Source organism: Hymenobacter sp. H14-R3 (assembly GCF_030063445.1).
In the GTDB taxonomy this organism is placed as follows: Bacteria; Bacteroidota; Bacteroidia; order Cytophagales; family Hymenobacteraceae; genus Hymenobacter.
The window spans coordinates 41,543-63,787 of sequence record NZ_JASITD010000016.1 but is presented as its reverse complement, the minus strand read 5'-3'; the positions used below and the strand labels follow the sequence as shown (position 1 = coordinate 63,787).

General features: G+C 65.6%; 18 protein-coding genes. 6 read left to right on the top strand and 12 right to left on the bottom strand.

Features of this window, described 5'->3' with window-relative positions; genetic code table 11:
- Positions 1 to 177: 177 nt before the first annotated feature.
- The 9 genes from QMK33_RS15215 to QMK33_RS15175 all read right to left on the bottom strand — a co-directional run bounded on the left by QMK33_RS15215 (position 178) and on the right by QMK33_RS15175 (position 9,005).
- On the bottom strand, positions 178 to 1,644 hold the full coding sequence (locus tag QMK33_RS15215; RefSeq protein ID WP_283565462.1) for a L,D-transpeptidase family protein: 1,467 nt from the start codon (positions 1,642 to 1,644) through the stop codon (positions 178 to 180).
- Between the two features lie 171 nt (positions 1,645 to 1,815).
- A complete protein-coding gene (locus QMK33_RS15210; protein WP_283565461.1) occupies positions 1,816 to 2,265 on the bottom strand; it encodes a BLUF domain-containing protein in 450 nt (149 codons plus the stop codon).
- 189 nt (positions 2,266 to 2,454) lie between these two features.
- Positions 2,455 to 2,769: a thioredoxin gene (locus QMK33_RS15205; protein WP_283565460.1), complete on the bottom strand. Its 315-nt coding sequence runs from the start codon at positions 2,767 to 2,769 to the stop codon at positions 2,455 to 2,457.
- Between the two features lie 859 nt (positions 2,770 to 3,628).
- The gene (locus QMK33_RS15200; RefSeq protein WP_283565459.1) at positions 3,629 to 5,032 is read right to left on the bottom strand and encodes an MBL fold metallo-hydrolase RNA specificity domain-containing protein; all 1,404 of its coding nucleotides are present in this window, start codon (positions 5,030 to 5,032) and stop codon (positions 3,629 to 3,631) included.
- Between the two features lie 652 nt (positions 5,033 to 5,684).
- Positions 5,685 to 7,055, bottom strand: a complete 1,371-nt coding sequence (nhaA, locus tag QMK33_RS15195) for a Na+/H+ antiporter NhaA (RefSeq protein ID WP_283565458.1) — start codon at positions 7,053 to 7,055, stop codon at positions 5,685 to 5,687.
- A 103-nt stretch (positions 7,056 to 7,158) separates the two neighbouring features.
- Positions 7,159 to 7,464 carry a cation transporting ATPase C-terminal domain-containing protein gene (locus tag QMK33_RS15190; protein ID WP_283565457.1) on the bottom strand — a complete coding sequence of 102 codons (306 nt, stop codon included), beginning with the start codon at positions 7,462 to 7,464 and terminating at the stop codon, positions 7,159 to 7,161.
- The gene (locus QMK33_RS15185; protein ID WP_283565456.1) at positions 7,461 to 7,604 is read right to left on the bottom strand and encodes a hypothetical protein; all 144 of its coding nucleotides are present in this window, start codon (positions 7,602 to 7,604) and stop codon (positions 7,461 to 7,463) included. The genes QMK33_RS15190 and QMK33_RS15185 overlap by 4 nt, the downstream gene beginning before the upstream one ends.
- Before the next feature lie 69 nt (positions 7,605 to 7,673).
- Positions 7,674 to 7,979: a phosphoketolase family protein gene (locus QMK33_RS15180; RefSeq protein WP_283565455.1), complete on the bottom strand. Its 306-nt coding sequence runs from the start codon at positions 7,977 to 7,979 to the stop codon at positions 7,674 to 7,676.
- 201 nt (positions 7,980 to 8,180) lie between these two features.
- Entirely contained in the window at positions 8,181 to 9,005 is an 825-nt protein-coding gene (locus tag QMK33_RS15175; protein ID WP_283565454.1) for a universal stress protein, read from the bottom strand.
- A 1,076-nt stretch (positions 9,006 to 10,081) separates the two neighbouring features.
- Between QMK33_RS15175 and QMK33_RS15170 the strand changes: the two genes are divergently transcribed.
- Positions 10,082 to 13,192, top strand: coding sequence for a sensor histidine kinase (locus QMK33_RS15170; protein ID WP_283565453.1), 3,111 nt, complete (start codon positions 10,082 to 10,084; stop codon positions 13,190 to 13,192).
- A gap of 160 nt (positions 13,193 to 13,352) precedes the next feature.
- Here the strand turns inward: QMK33_RS15170 and QMK33_RS15165 are convergent, their stop codons facing one another.
- On the bottom strand, positions 13,353 to 13,985 hold the full coding sequence (locus QMK33_RS15165; protein WP_283565452.1) for a response regulator transcription factor: 633 nt from the start codon (positions 13,983 to 13,985) through the stop codon (positions 13,353 to 13,355).
- A gap of 424 nt (positions 13,986 to 14,409) precedes the next feature.
- Between QMK33_RS15165 and QMK33_RS15160 the strand changes: the two genes are divergently transcribed.
- From QMK33_RS15160 to QMK33_RS15150, 3 genes are all read left to right on the top strand, one after another.
- Complete coding sequence (locus QMK33_RS15160) at positions 14,410 to 14,868, top strand: hypothetical protein (RefSeq protein ID WP_283565451.1); 459 nt, start codon at positions 14,410 to 14,412, stop codon at positions 14,866 to 14,868.
- Between the two features lie 225 nt (positions 14,869 to 15,093).
- Positions 15,094 to 15,900 (top strand): DUF5602 domain-containing protein, encoded by an 807-nt coding sequence (locus QMK33_RS15155; protein ID WP_283565450.1) that lies wholly within the window; start codon positions 15,094 to 15,096, stop codon positions 15,898 to 15,900.
- 167 nt (positions 15,901 to 16,067) lie between these two features.
- Positions 16,068 to 17,030, top strand: a complete 963-nt coding sequence (locus QMK33_RS15150; protein WP_283565449.1) for a c-type cytochrome — start codon at positions 16,068 to 16,070, stop codon at positions 17,028 to 17,030.
- 399 nt (positions 17,031 to 17,429) lie between these two features.
- Here the strand turns inward: QMK33_RS15150 and QMK33_RS15145 are convergent, their stop codons facing one another.
- Complete coding sequence (locus tag QMK33_RS15145; RefSeq protein ID WP_283565448.1) at positions 17,430 to 17,645, bottom strand: hypothetical protein; 216 nt, start codon at positions 17,643 to 17,645, stop codon at positions 17,430 to 17,432.
- Positions 17,646 to 18,154: 509 nt separating this feature from the next.
- On the opposite strand from QMK33_RS15145, the gene QMK33_RS15140 reads away from it, so the two are divergent.
- Together QMK33_RS15140 and QMK33_RS15135 are read left to right on the top strand one after the other, a co-directional pair.
- Positions 18,155 to 18,433: a hypothetical protein gene (locus QMK33_RS15140; protein WP_283565447.1), complete on the top strand. Its 279-nt coding sequence runs from the start codon at positions 18,155 to 18,157 to the stop codon at positions 18,431 to 18,433.
- A 163-nt stretch (positions 18,434 to 18,596) separates the two neighbouring features.
- Positions 18,597 to 20,192: a protein adenylyltransferase SelO gene (locus QMK33_RS15135; protein ID WP_283565446.1), complete on the top strand. Its 1,596-nt coding sequence runs from the start codon at positions 18,597 to 18,599 to the stop codon at positions 20,190 to 20,192.
- 72 nt (positions 20,193 to 20,264) lie between these two features.
- On the opposite strand, the gene QMK33_RS15130 is transcribed toward QMK33_RS15135, so the two are convergent.
- Complete coding sequence (locus QMK33_RS15130; protein WP_283565445.1) at positions 20,265 to 21,365, bottom strand: porin; 1,101 nt, start codon at positions 21,363 to 21,365, stop codon at positions 20,265 to 20,267.
- Positions 21,366 to 22,245: the final 880 nt, after the last annotated feature.

Sequence of the window (22,245 nt, the reverse complement as noted above, 5' to 3'; positions counted from 1 at the left end):
TGAAGAAATAATGAAGAAATTTCTCCGGCTCATCCCGCACCAGCGGCCCGGCCATCGGCAGCGCGGGCCGCCCGCCCTCGGGAAGCAACACGGCCCCAGCCGCAGAGCGGATGGCCGGGCGAGCAAGGAGTGCGCAGGGAGGTGGCGCACTAAGCGGAAAGGGGAGCGTGCTTCCGCTCATTTTGCTACCGCGACTGGCCCAAACAGCCCACGGCGGATGGCCGCATCGCGGCCATATATATCGGGCAGGAAGCGCAAGCGGCCGTTTTCGGCGGTGCAGGTGGCGTAGCGGATGTAGAGGGCGATGGGCTGGCGCAGGTGCACCTCGTGCGGGCGGGGCTGCCGGGCGCACGCTTCGTCGGAGGGCAGCGGCGCGGTATTGCCCTCCCGGCGCAGCAGGTACTCGGCCAGCTGCATGGGGTTTTGCAGCCGCACGCAGCCGTGGCTGAGGGCGCGCGCCGGGCGGGCAAAATACTGGCGCTGCGGCGTGTCGTGCACATACACCGCATACGGGTTGGCAAAACGAAACACAATGTTGCCCAGCGAGTTATCGCAGCCCGCCGACTGCCGGATGGTGTAGGCAAAGTTTCGGGCCGTGACGGTGGCCCAGCTCACGCGGGCCGGGTTCACCAGCCGCCCCCGGCCATCGTAAAGGGCGTAGTTGTGGCTCGCCAGGTAGCCCACGTTTTGCTTGATGCGGGGCAGCATTTCCTGCGTGGCAATGGAGCGGGGCACGTGCCAGTCGGGGGCCAGCGTAAAGTGCGTGAGGCGGCTGCTGAGCGTGGGGGTGGGGGTGCGCGGCGCGCCCACCACTACCCGGTGGCGGCGCACCACCGAGTCGGGGGCCACCACCACCAGCTCGTAGGCCGGCACGTTTATCAGCACGTAGCCCGAATCGGCCAGCGGCTCCCAGCGCCAGCGCTCCAGGTTCACGGCCACCTTTTCGTACTGGTGCTGCCGCAGCACTGCCGAGTCCGGGGCCACCGGGCGGGCCAGCCACTGGGCCAGGGCCCGTTGCAGCTGGCGGTATTCGCGGTTGGCGGGGGCATTGGCCAGCAGCGCGGCCGGCACCGCGTGGCGGTGCAGGGCCGCGCGCAGCCCGGCGGCCGGCTGCCCGGCGGCACCGGCCGCCGTTTCCTTCGCCGTTGGGGTGTACGGATGCAGCCGGCCGCGCCCCAGGTCGCTGCCGAAGCGAAGCGCCGCCCGGCTCAGGGCCACGTCTAGCCGGGCCAGCTGCCAGCCCCGCCGGAGTGGAAGCGCCGGCTGGGCCAGCGAATCGCGCAGCGCCTGCAAGTAGGCCACGCCGTAGTTGGCCGGGCGCAGGCCGTGCTCGGCGGCGCGGGCCAGCAGCGCCAGGGTGGTTAGGGCATCGGCCCGCAGGTGCCCGGCCGAGTCGGCCCAGGCCGGGGCACACGCAGGCCCATAAAAAGCGCGCAGCTCCCCGTCGGGGGGTGCGCCCGCTGCCTCACCAGCCGGAAGGGCCGAAGCCAGCAGCTGCCGGATGAAAGGTGCCACGGGCCCCGGCTCCTGCACCACGGCGGGCACAGCCGGGGCCTCGTGCGCGGGCACGCAACCGCACTGCGGCACCGCCAGCAGCAGACTGCCGGCACAGAGAAGAAAGCAAACGGCCGGAAATCGGAGCAATGGGGGCTGGCTGGCAAGAAGTGAGGGCAAACAGGCCCACGCACGCAGCCCGACCGGCTCAAAAGCGCGGCAACGGCAAAGGTTAGCTGCCCGCAAGGCCGGCCTCATGATGAAAATCAGCCCCTCCGGTGACAAATTTCAGCCTTCCGCCACGAGCGGTAACCCATTGGCTTACAAATAGCTGCCGGACTCAGGCGCCTGATTCGCCACAAAATCCAGGAGCAGCTGCGTGAGCTCGGGGCGCACGCGGGGCAGTGGCGCAAACAGCACCTGCGCGTAGGGCGTGGCGGCCCCCAGCAGCGCGTGCAATTCCTCGGCAGTCGCTATCCGAAAGCCCATATTCCAGTCGGCAAAGTTGCGCCTGGCGCAGGCCCCGGCCCCCAGCACCCGGCAGCGGTGGTGGCGCGGGTCGGGCACAATATGGTCGTAGTAGAGCGCCCGCACTACGGCTTCCTCACCCTCCAGAATCTGCAAAAACCGCCCGTCGGGCGTGTGCAGCAGCAGGCCCGAGAGGTGGTGCGTGCGGTTGAAGGCGCGGGCCTGGTGCAGCAGGGCCGTCAGCGCCGGCGTGTCGAAGGGCGCTCGCGCCTGGCTTTGGTAAAGGAGGTGATACAAGCCCATAGCAGCAGCAAGTAAATAAGGACGCACCAGTCGCCCTCCCCGGCCAAAAGCAGCGCTTACGGGCAGGGAAGCCGCGCACAAGCACGGGCAAGCAAGTCATAACGCGCTGCTATTCCAGCCAATAGGCCCCAGCGAAGCTACTGGGAGGCAACCCGTAGCGAAGCCCGCCGCCCTAGCCAGGGCGAGGGCCTAATTGCTGGCCTCGGCAAGCCGGGCCAGCAGCTGGGGCACAATAAACTCGCCCTCGGGTAGGCCCTGCTGCCGCCACAGCTCCACCCCCTGGTGCACCAGCACAAAAGCCGGCAAGTCGGCCGGCTGAAAGCTGCACACCACCGCCGGGTGGCTGTCATCGCCCACCGCAAGCACCCGGATAAGGCTCCCCAGCCGCTGCTGCAAGGCCTGCAGGGCCGCCAGCGTGGCCGCCCGCACCGGCCGGGCCGTGCCTGCCTGCGGCAGCAGCACCAGCAGCACCGCCGCATTGGCGGCCAGGGCAGCGGTTGGCAAAGGGGCAGCATTGGCCGTGGCAAGCAGCTGGCGGGCAGCAGAAAAGGCGAATGCAGGCGAATGCAGTGCCTTTGCGCGCCCACCAAAAGCAGCGCGCGCGCGTAAGTAATGGCTAGGTATCATAGTAGTTTAGGCAAAAGGCCAGGCCAGCCGCCGGGCCAGCCGCACTAGCCGCTAGCCTACGCGAGAGGCGGGTTGCCAGGCCTTGTGCCACGTGGCGCTGGCCCCACCAGGTAAGGTGGTAGCGAGGCGAAAGAAGAGTTGAATTTTGACTACCAGGTGTCGCAAAACTATCGGGCCGCCCGGGTCGGTACCAGGAAGATTGTCAAGTAATTAGCTGACGTTTGTCATGTGGCTGGTTGAGTTGCCTGCCCACCTTGCAGCACCACTCCATAACTAAAGCCGGCAGGAGTCCCCCACTTGCCGGTAGCCAGCTGAACAAGCTGGCTGCTATGAATACACAAACCGCTGGTAGTGCCGCTGCCCACGCCTGCTGGCTGGGCGGCGGTGTTACTAGTCTATGGCTGCCGCAAAAATGAGTTGCTGTTCACTGGGCTGCGCCCCCCTTGCGCAGCCTTGCCACAGCCCCCAACTTCGTTGTGCTCACCGATGGCGCGGCGGCAGGAGCGCTGGCCGTGCTTAGAGGCTACCCGAAGAGGGGAAAATCAGTCGTATTTTAGGGGGGTGGCTACGGTTCAGAAACTTCGCATTTCCTTCGGCCGCCGATAGCAGCCTGGTTGCTTGCTAGCGCAATTACTTTAACAGCAATTAGTTAATGACTTGGTTGGGGCAAGCCCTACCAGGTGCGACTACCAGCCCTACCCCGCCTCCATTCAGGTGCAGCGGCCCGAAAACTACGCTAAATGCCGGTAAACAGCACTTTCCTTTCCAGGTAGTCGGGCACTTCCACGTTGGGCCAGCCCTGGCCTTCGCGCAGGGTTTTGGCCAGGGCCTCGGCGGGCGCGGGCTCGCCATGCACGATAAAGGTGCGTTTGGGCGGGGCCTGAAACTGGCCGAGCCAGCGTAGCAGCTCCGAGCGGTCGGCGTGGGCCGAGAAGCCGTCGAGCTGCTTCACCTGGCAGCGCACGGGCACCAGCTCGCCAAATATTTTGATTTCCTTTTCGCCGTTTTGTAAGCTGCGGCCCCGGGTGCCCTCCGCCTGGTAGCCCACGAGCAGCAGCGTGTCCTGGGGCCGGGGCAGGCGGTTGAAGAGGTGGTGCACGATGCGCCCACCGGTGCACATGCCGCTGGAGGAGATGATGATGGCCGGCCCGGTTTTCGCGTTCAGCCCCTTCGATTCCCGCGCTTCGGTGACGAAGCGCATACCCGGAAAGTCAAACATATTGCCGTCGCCGAGGCGGTGGGCGGCCGGGTGGCGCGGGTACAGGTCCGACACGCGGATGCCCATTGGGCTGTCCACATACACCGGCACCCTGGGCACGCGGCCGGCGGCCATGAGCTTCTTGAGGTAGTAGAGCAGGGTTTGGGTGCGGCCCACCGAAAAGGCGGCGATGAGCAGCACGCCGCCCCGGGCCAATGCCCCGGTCACCACCTTAACCAGCTCGGCTTCGGGGTCCTCGATGCGGGCATCCCGGTCGCCGTAGGTAGACTCGACCAGCAGCACGTCGGCCGTGGCAATGGGCGTGGGGTCGAACAGCACCGGGTTGTCGTAGCGGCCCAGGTCGCCGGAAAACACCAGCTGCTTGCGCTGCTGCGCGCCCTGCACGGCCAGTTCCACAATGGCCGAGCCCAGGATGTGGCCGGCATCGCGGAAGGTGAGCGTGAGCAGGCCGTCGAGCAGGGTAACGGGGGCATCGTAGGCCACGGTTTCTACCAGCGGCAGCAGGTGCTCCACGTCGGCCTGGGTGTAGAGCGGCTCGGCCGGGTGGTGCCGGGAGTAGCCTTTTTGGTTGGCGTAGGCGGCTTCTTCTTCCTGGAGCTTGGCCGAGTCGAGGAGCATGATGCTGAGCAGGTCGGCCGTGGCCTCGGTGCACAGGACGCGGCCCCGGAAGCCGTCGCGCACCAGCTTGGGCAGGTAGCCGCTGTGGTCGATGTGGGCGTGGGTGAGGATGACCAGCTCCACGTCGGCGGCGGGCAGCGGCAGCGGCTCGCGGTTGCGCAGGCGCAGCTCCTTCAGCCCCTGAAACAGGCCGCAGTCCACCAGCACCCGGCGGGGTGGCGGGGTGTGGTCATCGAGGGTAAGCAGGTATTTGGAGCCGGTGACGCAATGCGCGGCCCCTAAAAATTGCAGGGTAACATCCATAGAATTAGCCGAAGAGCTGGCCCAGGTAAAGCCCACTGCAAGGGTATACCAATGCCAGCCACCCGGCGCGGTTTTCTCCTGGCCCTGCCCACCTGCTCACCAGTACCAGGGCCGGCATCTATGCCTGAGCGCGGGCCAATCCGCCGCGCGCCCTCAGCCCTCTTCGCAGCGAAAGCTAAAAGACGGCCCGCGCCACCCCCGTCACTACTGCCCGGAGTGAATGCCGGCCCAGCCGCTACCCATAAACTATACCGTCGATTCAATCAGGACAGACCTGCAAACAGTGGGGTTTGCCGAAACGCCTGCGCTACCAAGCCAAGTAGCAAGCGCACTACGCCGCGTAGTGCGCTCTCGGGGCGATATCGCCGCCGACATCTACCTGCGCAGGGAGGGCGGCAACCCAGCCAACCTGAAAACGGTTGGCTGGCGGCTGGGCATTCCCGGTAAGAACTTGTTCGCGGAAGGAACCGGTTCCTCGTGGGCGGCTCGCCCACGCAACGCGAGCCACAAGCTGCGCCGACGATTTATAGACTAATCAAACTCTATATCATAAATAACTGATTATCAATTAGTTATATGCTTATCCAGTGAGCCAGCCACCCGCGTAATCAGCTTCGGCTGCTCCATTGCGCCGACGGGCGCCGGCCGGAAGCTACCTCGCCTCCCCGATAGCCGGGGCGGGCTGGGCGGCGGCGAGCTTTACGCTATCCTGCGCTGGCGCGGCCAGCGTGCTCCGCAGCAGCGCGTAGCCCAGCCCGCTGGCGCAGGCCGAGGCCACCAGCACCGCCAGCTTGGCCGTGGCCGTGGCGGGCGAGTCGGTGCCCAGGGCCAGCAGCGTGACGAAGATGGACATGGTGAACCCGATGCCGGCCAGGATACCCGCGCCCCACACCTGCCGCCAGCTCACGCCGGGCGGCAGCGTGGCCCAGCCCAGGCGCACCGTGAGCCAGCTCAGGGCCCCGATGCCCAGGGGCTTGCCCACCACCAGCCCCGCCAGAATGCCCAGGCCCAGCGGCGAAAGCAGCCCCCGCACGGCCGCCGGGGCAATTACCAGGCTGCTGTTGGCGAAGGCAAACAGGGGAATGACCCCGAAGGCCACCACCGTGTGCAGCTGGCTTTCCAGGCGCTGGGCCGGGGAGCTGCCGCGGCGGCCGACGGCCTCCATTGCCGCGCTGATGGCGTGCGAATCGGCGGCCTCCCGCCGCGTTTCGCGGCGCAGCCGGCCCAGCTGCTGGTGCAGCCAGCGCAGCATGGCGGGGCGCGGGGCGGCCGACCCGAAGGGAATGGCCACCGCCAGCAGCACCCCCGCCACCGTGGTATGAATGCCCGACCGGAGCATGAAGTACGTCAGCAGCAGGCCCAGCGGCAGGTAGGCCCACAGGCTGCGCAGGTGCAGGTAGTTGAAGGCCAGCAGCACGGCCCAGGTGCCCAGGGCCAGGTATACATAGCTCAGGTGCAGGGCTTTGGTGTAGAAGCCGGCAATCACGACCACGGCCCCCAGGTCATCAATAATGGCCAGGGCCGTGAGAAAGACCTTGAGGCCCAGCGGCACGCGCGGCCCCAGCAGCTGCAGCACGGCCAGCGCAAAAGCAATGTCGGTGGCCATCGGAATGCCCCAGCCGCCGGCCGTGGGCGTGCCGCGGTTGAAGAGGGCGAAGAGCAGCGCCGGTACCAGCATGCCGCCCAAAGCCCCGACAATGGGCAGCGCCGCCTGGCGCAGCGAAGTCAGCTCGCCCCCCAGCACCTCGCGCTTGATTTCCAGGCCCACCATCAGAAAAAACAGGGTCATCAGCCCATCGTTTATCCAGTGCAGCAGCGTGAGCTTGAGCACGAAGTGGTGCACACTAATAACGACATAGTCGTTCCAGATGGCCGGGAAGTGGCGGGCCGGGCCCCAGCTGATGTTGGCCAGCACCAGGGCCAGCATCGTGCTGGCCAGCAGCAACAGGCCGCCCGCCGCCTCGTGGCGAAAGAACTGCGTGAGAGGCCGCACCAGCGGGCGTAAGAGTCGGGTAGCGGCCATGGGATTGGGGTAAAATACAGCGTTGGGATTAGGGATTAAGAATGATAAATTAAAATATTTACAATTAAGTCTTTAATTTATCGTTTTTAATTCTTAATTAATGCTAAAGCAGTCTGCTGATTTGCGAACTGCGTTGGTGCCAGCGGCAATGCCCCACGGCCACCCCGCGCCGCCAGGCAAGGAGCTTCTGGATTTCGACTACCCAGAACACCACGCTGGCCACGGCCCCGCCCAGCTCGACCGCGGTGAGCGGCTGGGTGCTGAACAGCTCGTTGCAGAAGGGCACGTAGGGAATGAGCAGGTGCAGCGTCAGGGCCACGGCCCCCAGCATCGGCTTGTTGGAAAGCAGGCCGGAGCAGAAAATGGACTCGCGGCCCGGGCGGATGGCCAGCAGCACCAGATTTATCACCTCGGCCAGCTGGTTTTCTGCTGGGTGTCGGCCAGTTGATTGGGGCCGTGCTTGGCCAGGCATTGCCCGGCCGGGGCCGCGTAGGGGCCCGCCGGCGAGGTAGTCAGCTTGGCGGCCACGGTGGGGAAGTTATAATTCATTGGGTCAGGTAGTTGCGTATATTTTATGGGGTGGGCGGCCACCGAAAAGGTCAGGCGGCACGCCTCTTTTCACGCAGTACTTCGCGCGCCCGCTTCCCCCTTGCCTACCCACTGCCAGTCCCGGATTTCGGGCATGTCCTGGCCGTAGCGGTAGATGTACTGCTTGTGGGCCACGAGCTTATCCGGCAGCAGCGGCTTGAGGTGCGCCAGCGTGAGCGGCTCGCGCAGCAACGGGTTGTCGTACAGGTATATCTGGCCCACCGCGAGGTAGTTGGCCGCCCGCCAGTAGGCATCGAGGCGGCGGAGGGCTTCCGGTTCGAGCGGGGTATCGAGGGCCAGGGCCGTGGGCGGCGCGTGGGTGAGGGTCGTTTCCATAGGTAGCAGGCTTGGGAGGGTGGGCATCGGGCGGCACGCCGCTCAATCATTATTATTAATAAGCTGTCCGATAGATATTTAGCCGCGAACAGAATAAGTGCCGGGGCGGTTATGCTCCGGCAGCATCCACGCAGTGCAGCCGCGCTACCGCTTCGTTTGGGCCGCTCAACCAGGCGCCAGCACTGGGCCCCGCAAATTGGGTCAGGCGATGGTGGGGAGCACCAGCACGGGCACCGGGCTGTGCAGCAGCACCTCGGCCGTTACGCTGCGGCAAAACAGCTTGCCCCAGAAGCTGCGGGGCCGCGCCAGCACCACCAGCAGGTCGGTATCACCGGCCTGCGCGGCGTGCAGAATGCCGCCGGCTGGGTGGGCCGCCACCGCGCGCCGGAAGCGTAGCGGGGCCAGCAAATCGATGGTCAAACCCGTGCGCCGCACCGACGCCAGTATCTCGCCCTCCGCAACCTCGGCGGCGGGGGCCGTGGCCACGTGGAGCACGGTCAGCTCCGCGCCCAGGGCCGTGAGCAGGTAGCGCACGGCCCCGGCGTGCGGGCCCAGGGTAAAGTCTTCGCCATCGACGGCCAGCAGTACGCGCCGGGGCAACGTGCGGCTGGCCAGCGTGTGCGGCACCACCAGCATGGGGTAGGGCGCCGTGCGCAGGATGTCGAGGGCGGTGGTTTGCACCAGCTCGTCGGGCGTGGCCGAGTAGTCGGGCCGGCCCAGCACCACCAGCAGCGGGTGGTGCCGGCTCACGGCATCGGCCACGGCAAAGGCCACGCGGCCCTGGCCTGTTTCAGCTACCACCGGCACGGCCAGGTTATTAGTTATATGGCTTAGGGCCAGTGCTGTAACTTCTTTGTTCAGGTCAGATAGCAAGCCGCTGAACAGCGCCGGGTCGAGAGCAGAGTCGCGGCGCACACGCAGCAGTACCAGCCGGGCCCCGAGGGGCCCGGCCAGGTTGGTGGCGTAGTCGAGCGCCTGGTTGGCGGCCCGAAAGAAGTCGGTGAGAATCAGCAGCGAAGGCGTCATAAGGCGGTGCTTAGAGCAGGGCAACAGTGCTGGCAAAGAACCGGGTGGCGGGCAGCAACCGCCATGCGCAATGTCAAGCCCCCAACATGACTTTTATCAGGAAGCCGGCGGCGCAAGCGGCGTACGCTCCTAGCTCCCCTCGTTTGCCGCTTTCGAAGAGCCCGCCTTCTGGCCAGGTCGATTTCGTGCGGCAACTCTTTCTAAGCGGCCCACTCCCTCAACGACTCGCCAGGCCCAGTACTGCGCTCAGCGCCAGCCCCTTTGACCGCCTCTACCTCACCCCCGGGGCTCAGGGCCATTATGCCTGCAATTTGCTGGGCGCGGTCCTGACCCTGTAGGCCGCCGCCCACCGGCGGGTCCTGCGCGTGGCTACCTTGCCCCACTACTCTCCCTTCGCCATTTACCAAGAATGGCCTGGCCCTGAGCTGCTACTTGCGCCAGGCCCAGGTGCAGCGCGCCCACTTCCGGCTCGACAACTTCGTCGGCCCCGACCGGCACGATAATACCGTGGGTATTATCTGAATAGCTCCTAAAAACAAGCGGCGCAAGGCTACGACACGCCCGGCGGCGTGGGTGCTTTTTTTTGCGCCCCCACCCGAGGCACTCGACCGCCCGCCACGTACTCGGGCCGCACGAGTACGTGGCGGGCGGTGCTTGGTTCGGCTAGTGTGGCGGCGGGCTGCGCCACCAGACGGGCCCTCAACAGGGCCCGGCCCGCCGGCTCTAGGCGCGGCACCGGGCCACCGCTCGCGGGCAAAGCCGCCAGCCAGCGAACCGCTCGTGCGCTGGCGGCGCAAAAGCTTGTCCACGAAGGAGATGGAAACACTGAATTGCGCGGCCACCTGGTAAATCCGGGCCTGCGGCGCGGCACACGCCGCCGCAACCCGTTCCCGCAAATCAAGCGAATAGGATTTCCTGACAGAAGGTGCGTGAAATTCTATGCACCGACTTGGAGACCGCTCTGGCGTTGTTTTCCGCGCCTGCTATTGTGCAACCCCATAGGCCATGAGATGAAAAAACCTTTATGCATAATATGCTGTTAATGAGGCATTAGCAACTATAATGCAGGTTAACATGTGCCAGCTGACAACGTGAATACGCCGCTATTCCTGCCGCCCAGGGTCAGCGCACGCAAGTTAGTAAGCTGGCTGATGGGCCTGCTGCTGACCGTCAATAGTGCGTTGGCCAGCGCGACGGGCGGGCCCGGCTGGCAGCGCGACCCCGTGCTGAGTCCGCTCCTGATTCAGCAGATGGTGACGGATGCCGCGGGGTACCGGTGGGTGGCCACCGACGAGGGGGTGTATCGCTACGACGGCAACGAACTAGTACCCCTGAAAAGCCTGGTGCGCCAGGGGCCGCGCCTGGCAGTGGCGGCGGTGGCGGCGCTGGCCCTCGACCAAGTGGGCCGGCTGTGGATAGGGGCCGAGTCGGGCCTGCTGCGTTTTGACCCTGGTACCGGCCGCCTGCTGCTGGTGCCGCTGCCGGTGCGCCCCGACGAACGCCCGAAAGTGGCGACCCTGCTGTACCACCCGCGCAGCGACCGCCTCTGGGTGGGCTACGGGGCCGGAACTATAGCCGTTTTTGCCGCCACGCGCCCGCAGGCCCCGCTTTTTCCGGTAAGCCGGGTGGCCGAAACCGCCTTCTACTTTACGGCTGAAACGGGAGGCGACGGCGTTTGGCTGGCCAGCGACCGCCCCGTGCTGTACTACCTGGCCCCCAACGGCACAGTGCAGCGGCAGTTTCGGGTGCCCGCGCAGCTCCTGCCGGTGCCGGGCACGCGGCCGCAGCGGTTTTTTGGGCGCCAGGGGATGTTTGTGCTGGACCCGGCCTACCGCCTGCGGGCCCTCTGCCGGTGGCCCCGGCTCCTGCCCCAGATGTACCACTCGCCCTACGTGACCGATAGCACCCTCGACGCCCTGGTGCAGGGGCAGTGGCTGCACGTCAGCGACTTGCGCGGGGCGTGCCCCCGCCTATCTAGTACGCCGGTGACCGGGGTGGCCAACCAGGCGCTCAGCTACAGGCTCGAACGCGATGCGCAGGGCATCTGGTGGCGCTACGCCCGCGACTGGCGCGGGTGCTACAAGCAGCGGCCGGTGCGGCGGGTAGTGGAGCCCGTGCTGCGGGCCGGCGGGGAGGCAGTGGGCAGCGCCCGGCTCATCGCCCGGCTGCCCGACGGCCGGCTTTTCGTGTCTACCTACGGTGGCTCCTTCACGCAGGCGGCCGACTCGCCCGCGGCTCCCCTGCGGCCGTTCCGCAGCTGGCAGGTGGCTACGCACGAGAAATATGACGGCGTATTCGGCGGTATTTTCGCGCCCCCCACGGGTCACTTCGCCGTGCTGGCCGACGAGCTGTGGGGCGTATTGCGCCTCGACCTGACAATGGGCCAGATTAGCAATTTAGCGCAGGGGCCGCTGCGGCCCTGGCGGCGCGAAACCCCCGGCCCGGCCCGCGCTTTCGCGCTGCTCCACGACCACGCCGGCCGGCTTTGGGTGGGCGGTCAAACGGGCTTGTTCCGCGTCAGCGCCGACTTGGCCTCCCTGCGGCGGGTGGCGGATGACCAGCCCGACTGGCCCCTGCACAAGCTCGACATCACGGGCCTGGCCGAAGACCCGGCCACCGGGGCCCTGTGGATAAGCACTACTGGCGGCCTGTTCTGGCTGCCCCCCGACCAGCCGGCCCGGCTGCGGGCTTATGGGGTAGAAGCCCCGGCCGGGCACCGGCTGCCGACTGATGCCCTCACCTGCGTGACGGCGGCGGGCCCCGGCCGCGTGTGGGTGGGCACCCTCGACCAGGGCCTGCTGCTGGTGGATGCCCACGCGGGTGTGGTGCGCCAGCTGAGCGAGGCCGAGGGGTTGCCGAGCCACCGCATCGCGACCATCCTGCCCGACCGCGCGGGCCACCTGTGGGTGGGCACCTATGCCGGGCTGGTGCGCTACGCCCCGGCCAGTGGCCAGCTGTCGGTTTTTGGCGAAACTGAGGGGTTTAAGGACCCCGAACTAAACCGCCGGTCGGCCTTCGCCGATGCCGACGGCACGTTGTGGTTTGGGGGGGTGAGTGGCGTGTACCGCGTGCGGCCGGAGCGCGCCGTGGCAATAGCCCTGCCCCGCCCGCCGCGGCTGCTGCTCACCGCCCTGGGCACCCCGGCCGGCGCTACCGAAGCCGTGCGGTACCTGCCTGCCGGCCACCACGAGCAGTTCACGCTACCCGCCGGCCCCAATGCCTTCGTGGAGTTGCGCCTGGCCCTGACGGATTATTTCGACCCGGACCTCGCCCGCTACGCTTACCGCCTGCACTATGCGGCCGAAGCGCGGCCCACGGCCTGGCTGAACACGCCGCGGCGGCTGGTGCTGCGCGGCCTGGCCCCGGGGAATTACGAAGTCGAAATTCGGGCCGAAACCGCGGGCGGCCAGCCGGCGGGCAACCACCTGCGCGTGCCGCTGCACGTGGAAGCCAGCTGGTGGCAGTGGCCGCTGCTGTGGGCGCTGGTGGCCGGGGGGCTCCTGGCCCTTGGCTACGGCACGCACCGTCTGCGGCTGCGCAGCGTGCTGCGCGAGGCGCACCGGCGGGTGGAGCTGGCCGCCAACCTGCACGATGAAGTAGGGGCCTTGCTAACCAGGGTAACCATGCTGGCCGAGGTGCTGCGCGAGCATTACCTGCCCGGGCCGGGCGAGGCCCTGGCGGGCCGCTTCGACCCCCGCCAGGCCTTCGACCGGCTGCTCTATAATAGCCGGGCGGCCGTCCAGACCATGCGCGACGTGGTGTGGGGCATCGATTCGCAGGCCGATTCCGTGGCCGCACTGCTGGACCGCATGCGCGAGCACCTCGACCAAACCGCCACCGCGGCCGGCCTGCACGCCACCTTCACGCAGGCCGGGCTCAGCGAAGCCACCGTGCTGCCGGCCAGCACGCGCCAGCACTTATTCCTCATTTTCAAAGAAGCGGTTACCAACGCCGCCCGGCACGCCCAGGCCGCCACCGAAATCAGCGTGCAGCTGGGCCGCCGCCAGGGTAAGCTGGTGCTGGAAGTGTGCGACAATGGCCAAAGCAGCGCAAGCAGCCTACCCCACCCCAGTGGTATGGGCCTGCGCAACATGGCCCACCGCGCCAAGGCCCTGGGGGCCGACCTGCGTACCGGCCCCCACCAAGACGGCCGCCCCGGCTACTGCGTGCTGGTGACCCTGGGGTGAGGGGGTAGGGAAGACTTTAGAGCGGTTTCCAATTTAGTGTATTCTTTTGGAAGTAATTAAAAACGATAAACTAAAAACTTGACTGTCAAAATTTTAACTTTTAATTTATCATTACTTCCAAAAGAGTACAATGCCGTGTAATCCGCTCTAAACTTCTCATTTACAGTTGCCCGCGGGCGGCCCGGCTCAGCAGCTCGATGCGGCCGCTGACGTGCAGCTTGTGGTACACGTTTTTGACGTAGGTGTGCACCGTTTCGAGGCCCAGGTCGAGGCGTTGGGCAATTTCCTTGTCGGCCAGGCCGTCCACCAGGGCTTCAAATACCTGCTGCTCACGCGGGGAGAGGAGGGTGGGGTGCTGCACGGGGCCCGGTTTAAAGTGCGCCAGCACCCGCCGCGCCACCGAGGGGCTGAGGGTCGAGCCGCCGCTGGCGACCTCCCGGATGGCCTGCGGCAGCTGGGCCAGGGGTGTGCTTTTGAGGAGGTAGCCGCTCGCGCCCCGGCTCAGGGCCAGGTAGATGCGGTCGGGGTCTTCGAACACGGTCTGCACGATGACGTCGGCCTGCGGCAGGCGCTGCTTGATGAGGGGCAGGGCCTCCAGCCCACTCATGCCGGGTAGGCCCAGGTCGAGCAGCACCACGTCGGGGGGCAGTGCGTCGGGTAGCTCGGCCAAAAACTGCTCGGCCGAAGCGCACGCCAGCACCAGGTTCAGGCCGGGCTGCCGGCCCAGGTAGCCACCAAGCAGCCCGCGAACTTCGGGGTCGTCTTCCACGAGGGCCAGGTTGAGCGAGTTCATAGCACAAAGTACGGCCGGCCCCGCCGCCACCGTCGGCGCCGGGCCCTCCCCCAAATGGGGGTATAGGGTTTGTTGAATGCGACAGTAGGGGCCAGGACCTTTACTACCCGCAACCCCGATGGGCAGTACCCAGCGGCGGGCAATAGACTTTCCTCTCTTCTCCCCGCTTCCCTATGAAACCAATCGCCACTTCCTTGCCGCCGGTTGGCAAACGCTGGGGGTTGCGGCCCACCAGACTACGGGGCCCGCTACTGGCCCGAGGTCCCGTGCGCTGCCGCGCGCCCTGCCTGAAGGTGTGCGCCTGGTGCGCGTGCCGGCTACCGCCCCAATTCTGAGCGGCAGCGTAGCCCGACCTACCCGCTCACCCCACTACTTGCTGCCCCCACCTATGAAAACTACCCGAAATTCTAAAAGCCCTACGCGCATGAAAAACAAGCTTCTATTGCTCACTCTTTTTCTGGTCTTCACTGGGTGCAGCAGCCAGAACGACCCCACGCCCGCTGCCGGGGTAGTAACCCTTAATTTTTTAAATAATACGTCGTGGCTGGGGGTGCCAACCTCGGCGAGCCTGCACGACACGCCGTTGCGGGCCGCCGGGGCCCACAAGGTGCTATGGACTGGTAATGCCCGAAATTCGAGCGTCGTCGTGGGGCCCGTTGCCAGAGGCACGCGGCTCTACCTGAGCGTCCAATGCGACGATGTTTCCGCCGTCAGCTACTGGTGGCCCGCCAAAGGGGAAGTCATGCAAGTGGACTTGATGGTGGACGGCAAGCGGGTTACGGGCGTGTCGCTAAACGCCGATAGCCCCTTCAACCCAGCCACCTTCTACCTGACTAAGCCGCCCCAGACGTGCATGGTTCAGGAAGTGGAGGTGACAATTTGAGCAACACCAAGGCAAAGGCCTCAAAAACTGTCGGGCCGGGCTGGCACAGGCCAACTTAAAATGTAAGTCGCTAGCTACTAATGAGTAGCGCTATTGGCCTTGGTCGGGTGCTCGCAGAATCCAGAAAACATAGCAGGCTGCTTTTGGGGTCTTGGCCTGCTGTATTTTCCGTTTTCTGAGAGAATCCCTACTTATAGTCTCTTCACTTTTTCTCTTTTCTCACTCATGAAAACTTTCGCTCCATTTGCCCGCTTGGCTAGGCGTTGCACCCCCGGCCTGCTTGCGCTGGGCAGTATCTCGCTTTCGGCTTGTAGCCACCACGATGCCGATGCTCCGCAGCCGGCGACCATCTACGGTGCGTCCATTGCCATCGGCAGCGGCATGGGCCGCGCGTACATCAACACCGACGCGGCCGGCAACCCGACTGAAATGGGTCTGCGCCTGACGGCTGCGGCCCTCAACGGGCTGCCGGCCCAGCCGGTAATGGGCACTATGTACCACTTGGTGCTGCCCGCCAGCGCCGCCAAAACGCCCTTCGACCACCTCTCTTTCGACTGGAACCCCATGGGCCACGACCCCGCCCCGCAGTACGGCGTGCCGCACTTCGACCTGCACTTCTACATGCAGCCCATGAGCGCGCAAATGGCCATTACGTCCGACGACCCCAAGGGCGATATCTTCCCGGCGGCGGCCGGGCTGCCGGCCGGCTACGTCACGCCGCCCAACGGGGTGCCCGGCCGCACCGTGCCCATGATGGGCCGCCACTGGATTGACCCCAGCAGCCCCGAATACCAGCCCGGCGGCAGCTTCAGCAGCACGTTTATCTACGGTACCTACAATGGGCACGTCACCTTCCTGGAGCCCATGTTCACCAAGGCCATGCTCACGCCCACGGTCAACTTCTCGGCCGCCATTAAGCAGCCGCAGACCTACGAGAAGACGGGTGAATACTTCCCCACCACCTACACCATCCGCTACGACGCGGCGGCTGGCGAATACGTTATTTCGCTAGGCGGGCTCACGCTGCGCTAGGGTTTAGGGGTTGGCTCAGAGCGCGCCAGGCTGCGCCTGCCTCTCTGAGCGCCCTGCCGGTAGCAGCAAGCGATTTACAGCCTCAGTAGAAATGCTTCACTGCGCTCGCCATGGCTGTTTACTTTTTTTTGGCTGTCCAAAACACCCTGAATACACGTGAAAAACGCATGAATAAATTTCTGCGAGTGGGAGCCTACGGGTTAGGCGGCCTGCTACTGCTGGGGGCCGGGTTGGCCGCCAGCATCGAGCTGCGCGGCATCCCCCACTACGCCCCGCCGGCTGGGCAGGCCGTGGTCGTGGCCACTCCCGCGCGGGTGGCCCTGGGCCAGCAGCTGGCCGTGTCCATCTGCGCCGACTGCCATCTCAACCGTAGCACGGGCACGCTTAGTGGACAGCCCATGCCCGGCTTGCCGGCGGAGTTTGGCAAAATATACGCGGCCAATATCACGCAGGACCCCGTGCATGGCATCGGTCGCTGGACCGACGGGCAGCTGGTGGGGCTGCTGCGTACCGGGGTGGGGCCCGATGGTCGCTACCGGGTCGTTATGCCCAGCTTCGTGCAAATGTCCGATGAGGACGTGAGCAGCCTCGTGGCTTTTCTTCGCTCCAACGATTCGTGGGTGAAGCCCACGCCCGTAGCCACGCCCGCGCAGGAACCTTCCTTCTTACTCAAGGCCCTCACCAACAGCGTTATGCAGCCCACGCCGTTACCCACTGGGCCGGTCGTGGCCCCGCCCGCTTCCGACGCGGTGGCCTACGGCCGCTACCTAGTTGTAGGCCGCTACAAGTGCTACGACTGCCACTCGCGGGATTTGAAAACCAACGATGCGCTCCACCCCGAGCACTCGGCCGGCTACCTCGGCGGCGGCACCGTGATGCTCGACCGAGGGCGCCGCCCGGTGACAACGCGCAACCTGACGATGGACGAAAATACTGGGCTCGGGGACTGGACCGAAGCGCAGTTTGACCACGCCACCCGCTCCGGCATCTCGCCCCACGGCCCGCTGCGTGAGCCCATGCCCAAGTTTACGCGCATGAGCGAGGCCGAAGCGGCCGCGATATGGGCCTATCTACAAACAGTGCCCAAAGTGGAAAACCTTGTTGCAACCCAAGCCCCGATTGGGGAGTAGTAACGGGCGTTGTCGTGCTGCCATAAGGGGTGCCACTATACTCGGAACAGAAAACTCCGGTAGGAGGATGGAGGTGGTCTAGTTACGCTGGACAATTTAGGGCATTACATTTAAAATACTGTTGGTGAGTAGAATACGCCATCTGATGGCCGATGCTAGCGTGCAGACGCTCGTGACTATAGTAGTCAAAATAGCTGGCCCCGCTGGCCCGGGCGTCGGCTAAGTCGGCAAAAACGAACCGCTCCCGTAGTTCGAGCACCTCCGTTTTGAGGCGCAACCACAGGCATTCAAAACCTGTAGCCGGTTTTCGGCCTGGGCGTTATCGTAGCAATTGCCGCGGCGGCTCTGCGAGCGCCCGGCCCCGTGGTCGTGGAGCCGTTGCCGGTAGGCGTTGCCGCACTACTGCCCACCCCGGTCAGCGTGGACGAGCAAGCCGGGCGTGGGCGGTTGCGCCCAAAAAGCGCGCTGCAAGGCGCTGGTAAGGAGCACTTCCGGCATCGAGGCCCCCACCGGCCAGCCCAGCACCTGCTTGCTGGCCATATCCTGATACGCGCACAGGTAGGGCCACCTGGTAGCCCTTTTGGCGCAGGGCCACTCGCAGCCGGCGGGTGCCATAGCGGCGTTTGTAGTGCGCGAAGACCTTAGCCAATGCCTCTTCCCAGGCGGGCGGTTTCTTGTTTAGTGCCTGTTGTTGAGCTGGTTGCCAGGCGTAGTGCCCACTGGCTGGCACGCCCAGTACTTGGCAGAGCAGGCGTATGGGGTACTGGCCGCGCCGCGCCTCGCTAAAGCGGTAGCGGCTCCTAGGGTGTCGGTCACGGAGAGCCTGAGCCTGCCGCCGATTGGCGGGCCGCAGTTGACGCAACTCGGCTGCCATAGCAGGGTCCAATTCTGCCCCACGGGCAGTTGCCACGGGAGTAAGCGCTTTCTGCTGCCACCTATAAATTCGCTTGGGGGTCGATGTGTAGCGCGCGCGGCGGCCTGGGTTGAGCGGCTTCCACTGGCCAAGCGCAGGGCTTCGGTTCGGAAGGTGGCCTCATAACGCCGACGTTCAGGAAGTTGGAGACTGTCTTTCAGGCCGTTCGAAAGTTAAGGCCCTATTCTGTCCAGATTTACTCGACCGCCTTATGTCGCTGCTGCTCTCCTTTTTGGCCGGCAGCTGCTCGCTGGCCATCGCCACGCCCATCCAAATCCTGATGACTCGTACCTCAAGAGGTGCCGAAATGCTGGGGGCTTCCATCACGCAGGTGGCCTTCAACATGGGCAATGCGCTGGGTGCGTTTTTGAGTGGGCTGCCCCTGGCGGCGGGCTTTGGCTATATTACGCCCGCGCTGGTAGGGGTGGGGCTGGCGCGGGCTTTGCCTACGTGCTGCAACGGCGGCCGCGCCCCAAGCCCGGGCCCGTAGCAGTGCCAATGAGCGCGGTAATGGGGCACTAGGGCGGCGGGTTGCGGGTTACGCATAAGTTCGCCTGCTGCTTTGCCCTGCCTCCGCAGTGCCGTTACGCGCTGCTGCTAATCGCCCTCCGCGGGCGCCTCACGGCAATCTGACAACTTCTTTTATCTTCCCCATGCCCTCTCTTCCCCAATTCGACCAGGCCGCTTTTGAGAACCCCTTCGTAGACGAGCTGCCTGGCGAAGCCTCGGGTGATAACCGCCCCCGGCAGGTGCCCGGCTACTGCTACTCGCGCGTGGCCCCCACGCCCGTGGCCGACCCCCACCTGCTGGCCTGGTCTGAGGCGCTGGGTGCGTTGTTGGGGCTGGCTACGCCGGCCGCGCGCGGCCCGGCCGTGGCGGCGCTGGCCGGCAACCTGGTCACGGCCAGCATGAAGCCGTTTGCGGCGCGCTACGGCGGGCACCAGTTTGGCAACTGGGCCGGGCAGCTCGGCGATGGCCGGGCCATTGCGCTGGGCCAGGTGGTGGCCGTGGATGGCGCGCGCCAGGAAATCCAGCTGAAGGGGGCGGGCCCCACCCCGTACTCACGCCGCGGTGATGGGCGGGCGGTACTGCGCTCGTCGCTGCGCGAGTTTTTGTGCAGCGAGGCCATGCACTACCTCGGCGTGCCTACTACGCGGGCGCTCAGCCTGGTAGCTACCGGCGATGAGGTGGTGCGCGATATGTTTTACGACGGCCACGCCGCGCCCGAGCCGGGCGCCGTGGTGGCGCGGGTAGCGCCTACGTTCATCCGCTTTGGCAATTTTCAGCTGCTGGCGGCCAGCGGCGAAATCGACAACCTGCGCGCCCTGGCCGACTACGTGCTGCGCCACCACTACCCCGAGCTGGGCCCGCCCACGCCCGAAACCTACGTGCGCTGGTTTGTGGAAATAGCGCGGCGCACGGCCATAATGGTGGCGCACTGGATGACGGTGGGCTTCGTGCACGGCGTGCTCAACACCGATAATATGTCCATCCTGGGTCTCACCATCGACTACGGCCCCTACGGCTGGCTGGAGCCCTATAACCTCAGCTGGACGCCCAACACCACCGACTTTGGCGGGCGGCGCTACGCGTTTGGCCAGCAGCCCCGCATGGGCATGTGGAACCTCATGGCCCTGGCCCAGGCCCTGGGCCCCCTGGTGCCCGACCCGCAGGCCCTGCGTGCCGGCCTCGATACCTACGCCGATACCCTGGCCGCCACCCAGCACGCGCTGCTGCTGCGCAAGCTTGGCCTCACCGCCCGCGCCCCGGCCGCCGACCAGGCCCTCACCGAAGCCCTGCCCCCCGCCCTGGCCGAAGCGGGCGTGGACATGACCATTTTTTTTCGCCAGCTTTCGCACCTGGCCCCCGCGCTGGTGGCCGCCGGCGACCACGCGGGCTCCTACCGGGCGCTGCTGGCGCAGGCCGCCTACCCCGAGCCCGGCACCACGGCCGAGGCGCTGCTGGCCTGGCTCGACCGCTACGCGCAGCGCCTGCGGCAAGAGCCCGCGCCCCCCAGCGAGCTGCGGGCCGCTATGCTGGCCGCCAACCCCAAGTATGTGCTGCGCAACTACCTGGCGCAGACGGCCATCGAGGCGGCCGAAACCGGTGACCTGGCGCCGCTGAATACCTTGTTTGAGGTCCTGAAAACGCCCTTTGCCGAGCACCCCGCTCACGAGGAGCTGGCCGCCAAGCGGCCCGAATGGGCGCGCGATAAGCCCGGTAGCGCCACGCTATCGTGCAGCTCGTAGCCAGGGGGCGGGGCTACGCGCAGGGCAAGGGCAGTGCTGCAGGGTAGCTGGCCGGCTGGCCACTGGCCGCGCCTACAGCGAGAGGGCAACGGTGCCGGTGAGGTTGCCGTAGGTGCGCGCCGGGGCCTGGTTGGGGCTGTCAAACAAGGGGTTGCGGGCGTTCAGCACCTTGCCTTCGAGGCGCACCAGCAGGCGGCGGGCGGGGGCGTAGTCTACGTTGAGCGAGCCGCCCCGCACGAAGTAGTCGGGGGCGCTGGCCCGCGGCCCGGCGTCGCGCACCACTACCCCATTTTTGGCGTAGTAGTACTCGGCGCGCAGGGCGGCCGTCCAGCGGTTGCGGGGCAGGGGGCTGAAGCGGTAGCGCACAAGGAGCGCGCCGGTGTGCCAGGTATCGGCCCCCCGCGCGGCGCGGCGGGCCTGCTGGGTGCCCACATCAAACAAGGCCAGCACCGACAGGCGGGAGCTGGCGGCGTAAGTCAGGTAAAAATCGTGAAAAAAGCGCTGGCGGCGCACCGAGTCCGTGGGCTGCTCATTGCCCAAAAACGTGCTCGAATTGAACAGCCACCGCGCCGACGGCCGCCACTGCACCTGGGTGCCCACCGCCTTGCCGCGGTTGTTGTCCCGGATGTTCTGCCAGCCGTTGAGCACCAGCCCCGTTACCGTCACCTGGGGCGAAACTTCGTACCTGAGCTTGGCCCCGGCCTCGTAGTAGGGCGAGCCCTCGGCCGCCAGCGAGTGGGTCAGCGTCCAATTGTCCTTCGAAATAGCCGACTCGTAGCCAATGTGCGAGCCGAAGATGCCCAGGTCGAGCCAGGCTTTTTTGAAGGGCCGAAAGCCCGCGTAGGCTTCGTAAATATGCTGGAACACCGCCGGCTCGGCGGCGTAGTTGGCCTCGGGGTAGGTGCCGGCTTGCAGGCCCAGCGCCCCGTGCACCACGCCGTCGTCGTAGCGCAGGCCCACTAGGGCCTGGTTCACCGTGAACTCGTTCTGGCGGTTGTGCGAGTAAATAAAAGCCGGGCGCACCGTGCCGGCCGCCGCCGGAAAATCGAGGCCAAAGTAGCCGTCGATGTAGCCGTAAACCTTCACCGTGGCCGTGGTATCGGCCACGAGGCCCTGCGCAGCCCCCAGCCGGCCGGCCAGTAGCAGCAGGCTCATCAAATAATAGTGCTTCATAAACTGATTGTCAAACCGGAGGTGGTCGGGTAGAAACGGCTAGGGAGAAAATAATTGACGCTACGCAGCCGAGCGGGTGCGCGGGTGAAATCAAGCCTACAGATATTCTTCCGTATCTACTTGCCAGTCAGTGATTTGTTTTATACATAACTTATTGACTAACAAATAGTTAAGTCAGTAATTTCCTCCTCAGGCTCCGCCGTGCGGCCGGCTCTTCCCGGCTCAGAAAAGAGGGCGGCCGGGGCAGGCTGCTGCCCAAGCTTCAGCCGTAGCCGGGCCGCTTTGGGCTGCTGCGCCCCGGCGGCGGCGTGGGTGCGGTGGGTGCCCCGGCTGGGGCGGCCGATGGGTCACCTACCGTACCAAACTTTTAACCAGGGTGCAAATCCCCCAGCGGGTTTCTGCACCTTGGTAAGAAAATGCTAAAGTTGCTGGCCTGCCATATTCAAGCACCTAATAAAAATTTTTCATGAAAAAAATGTGCGTCGTCCTCCCTCTTTTCTTGCTAAGGCTTGTTGGCGCCGGCAAAAAGCAAGACCCGGAACCCCCCACGCGCACCCGCTTGCTGGTGGGCAAAAAATGGTAGCTGACCAGCGACGTGCTTTCTTACCCAATTTACCCAAACGCCACTATTTATGACCAAATGAGGCCTTGCTCGCACGACAATTTTCGCCAGTTTAACACGCCAGGTACTTACGCCTAGAATGAAGGCCCAGCCAAGTGCTCACCCCTCGACCCGCAGACAACCCTTGGCCTGTGGGCCTTTAGTGATAACGACACTAAACCAACCGTGACCGACCCAAATTACGCGGATACGTATACGAGTATCGAGCTGACTGACAAGACTTTGGGAATGACCATGCCAATTACGCAGCGTACCGGA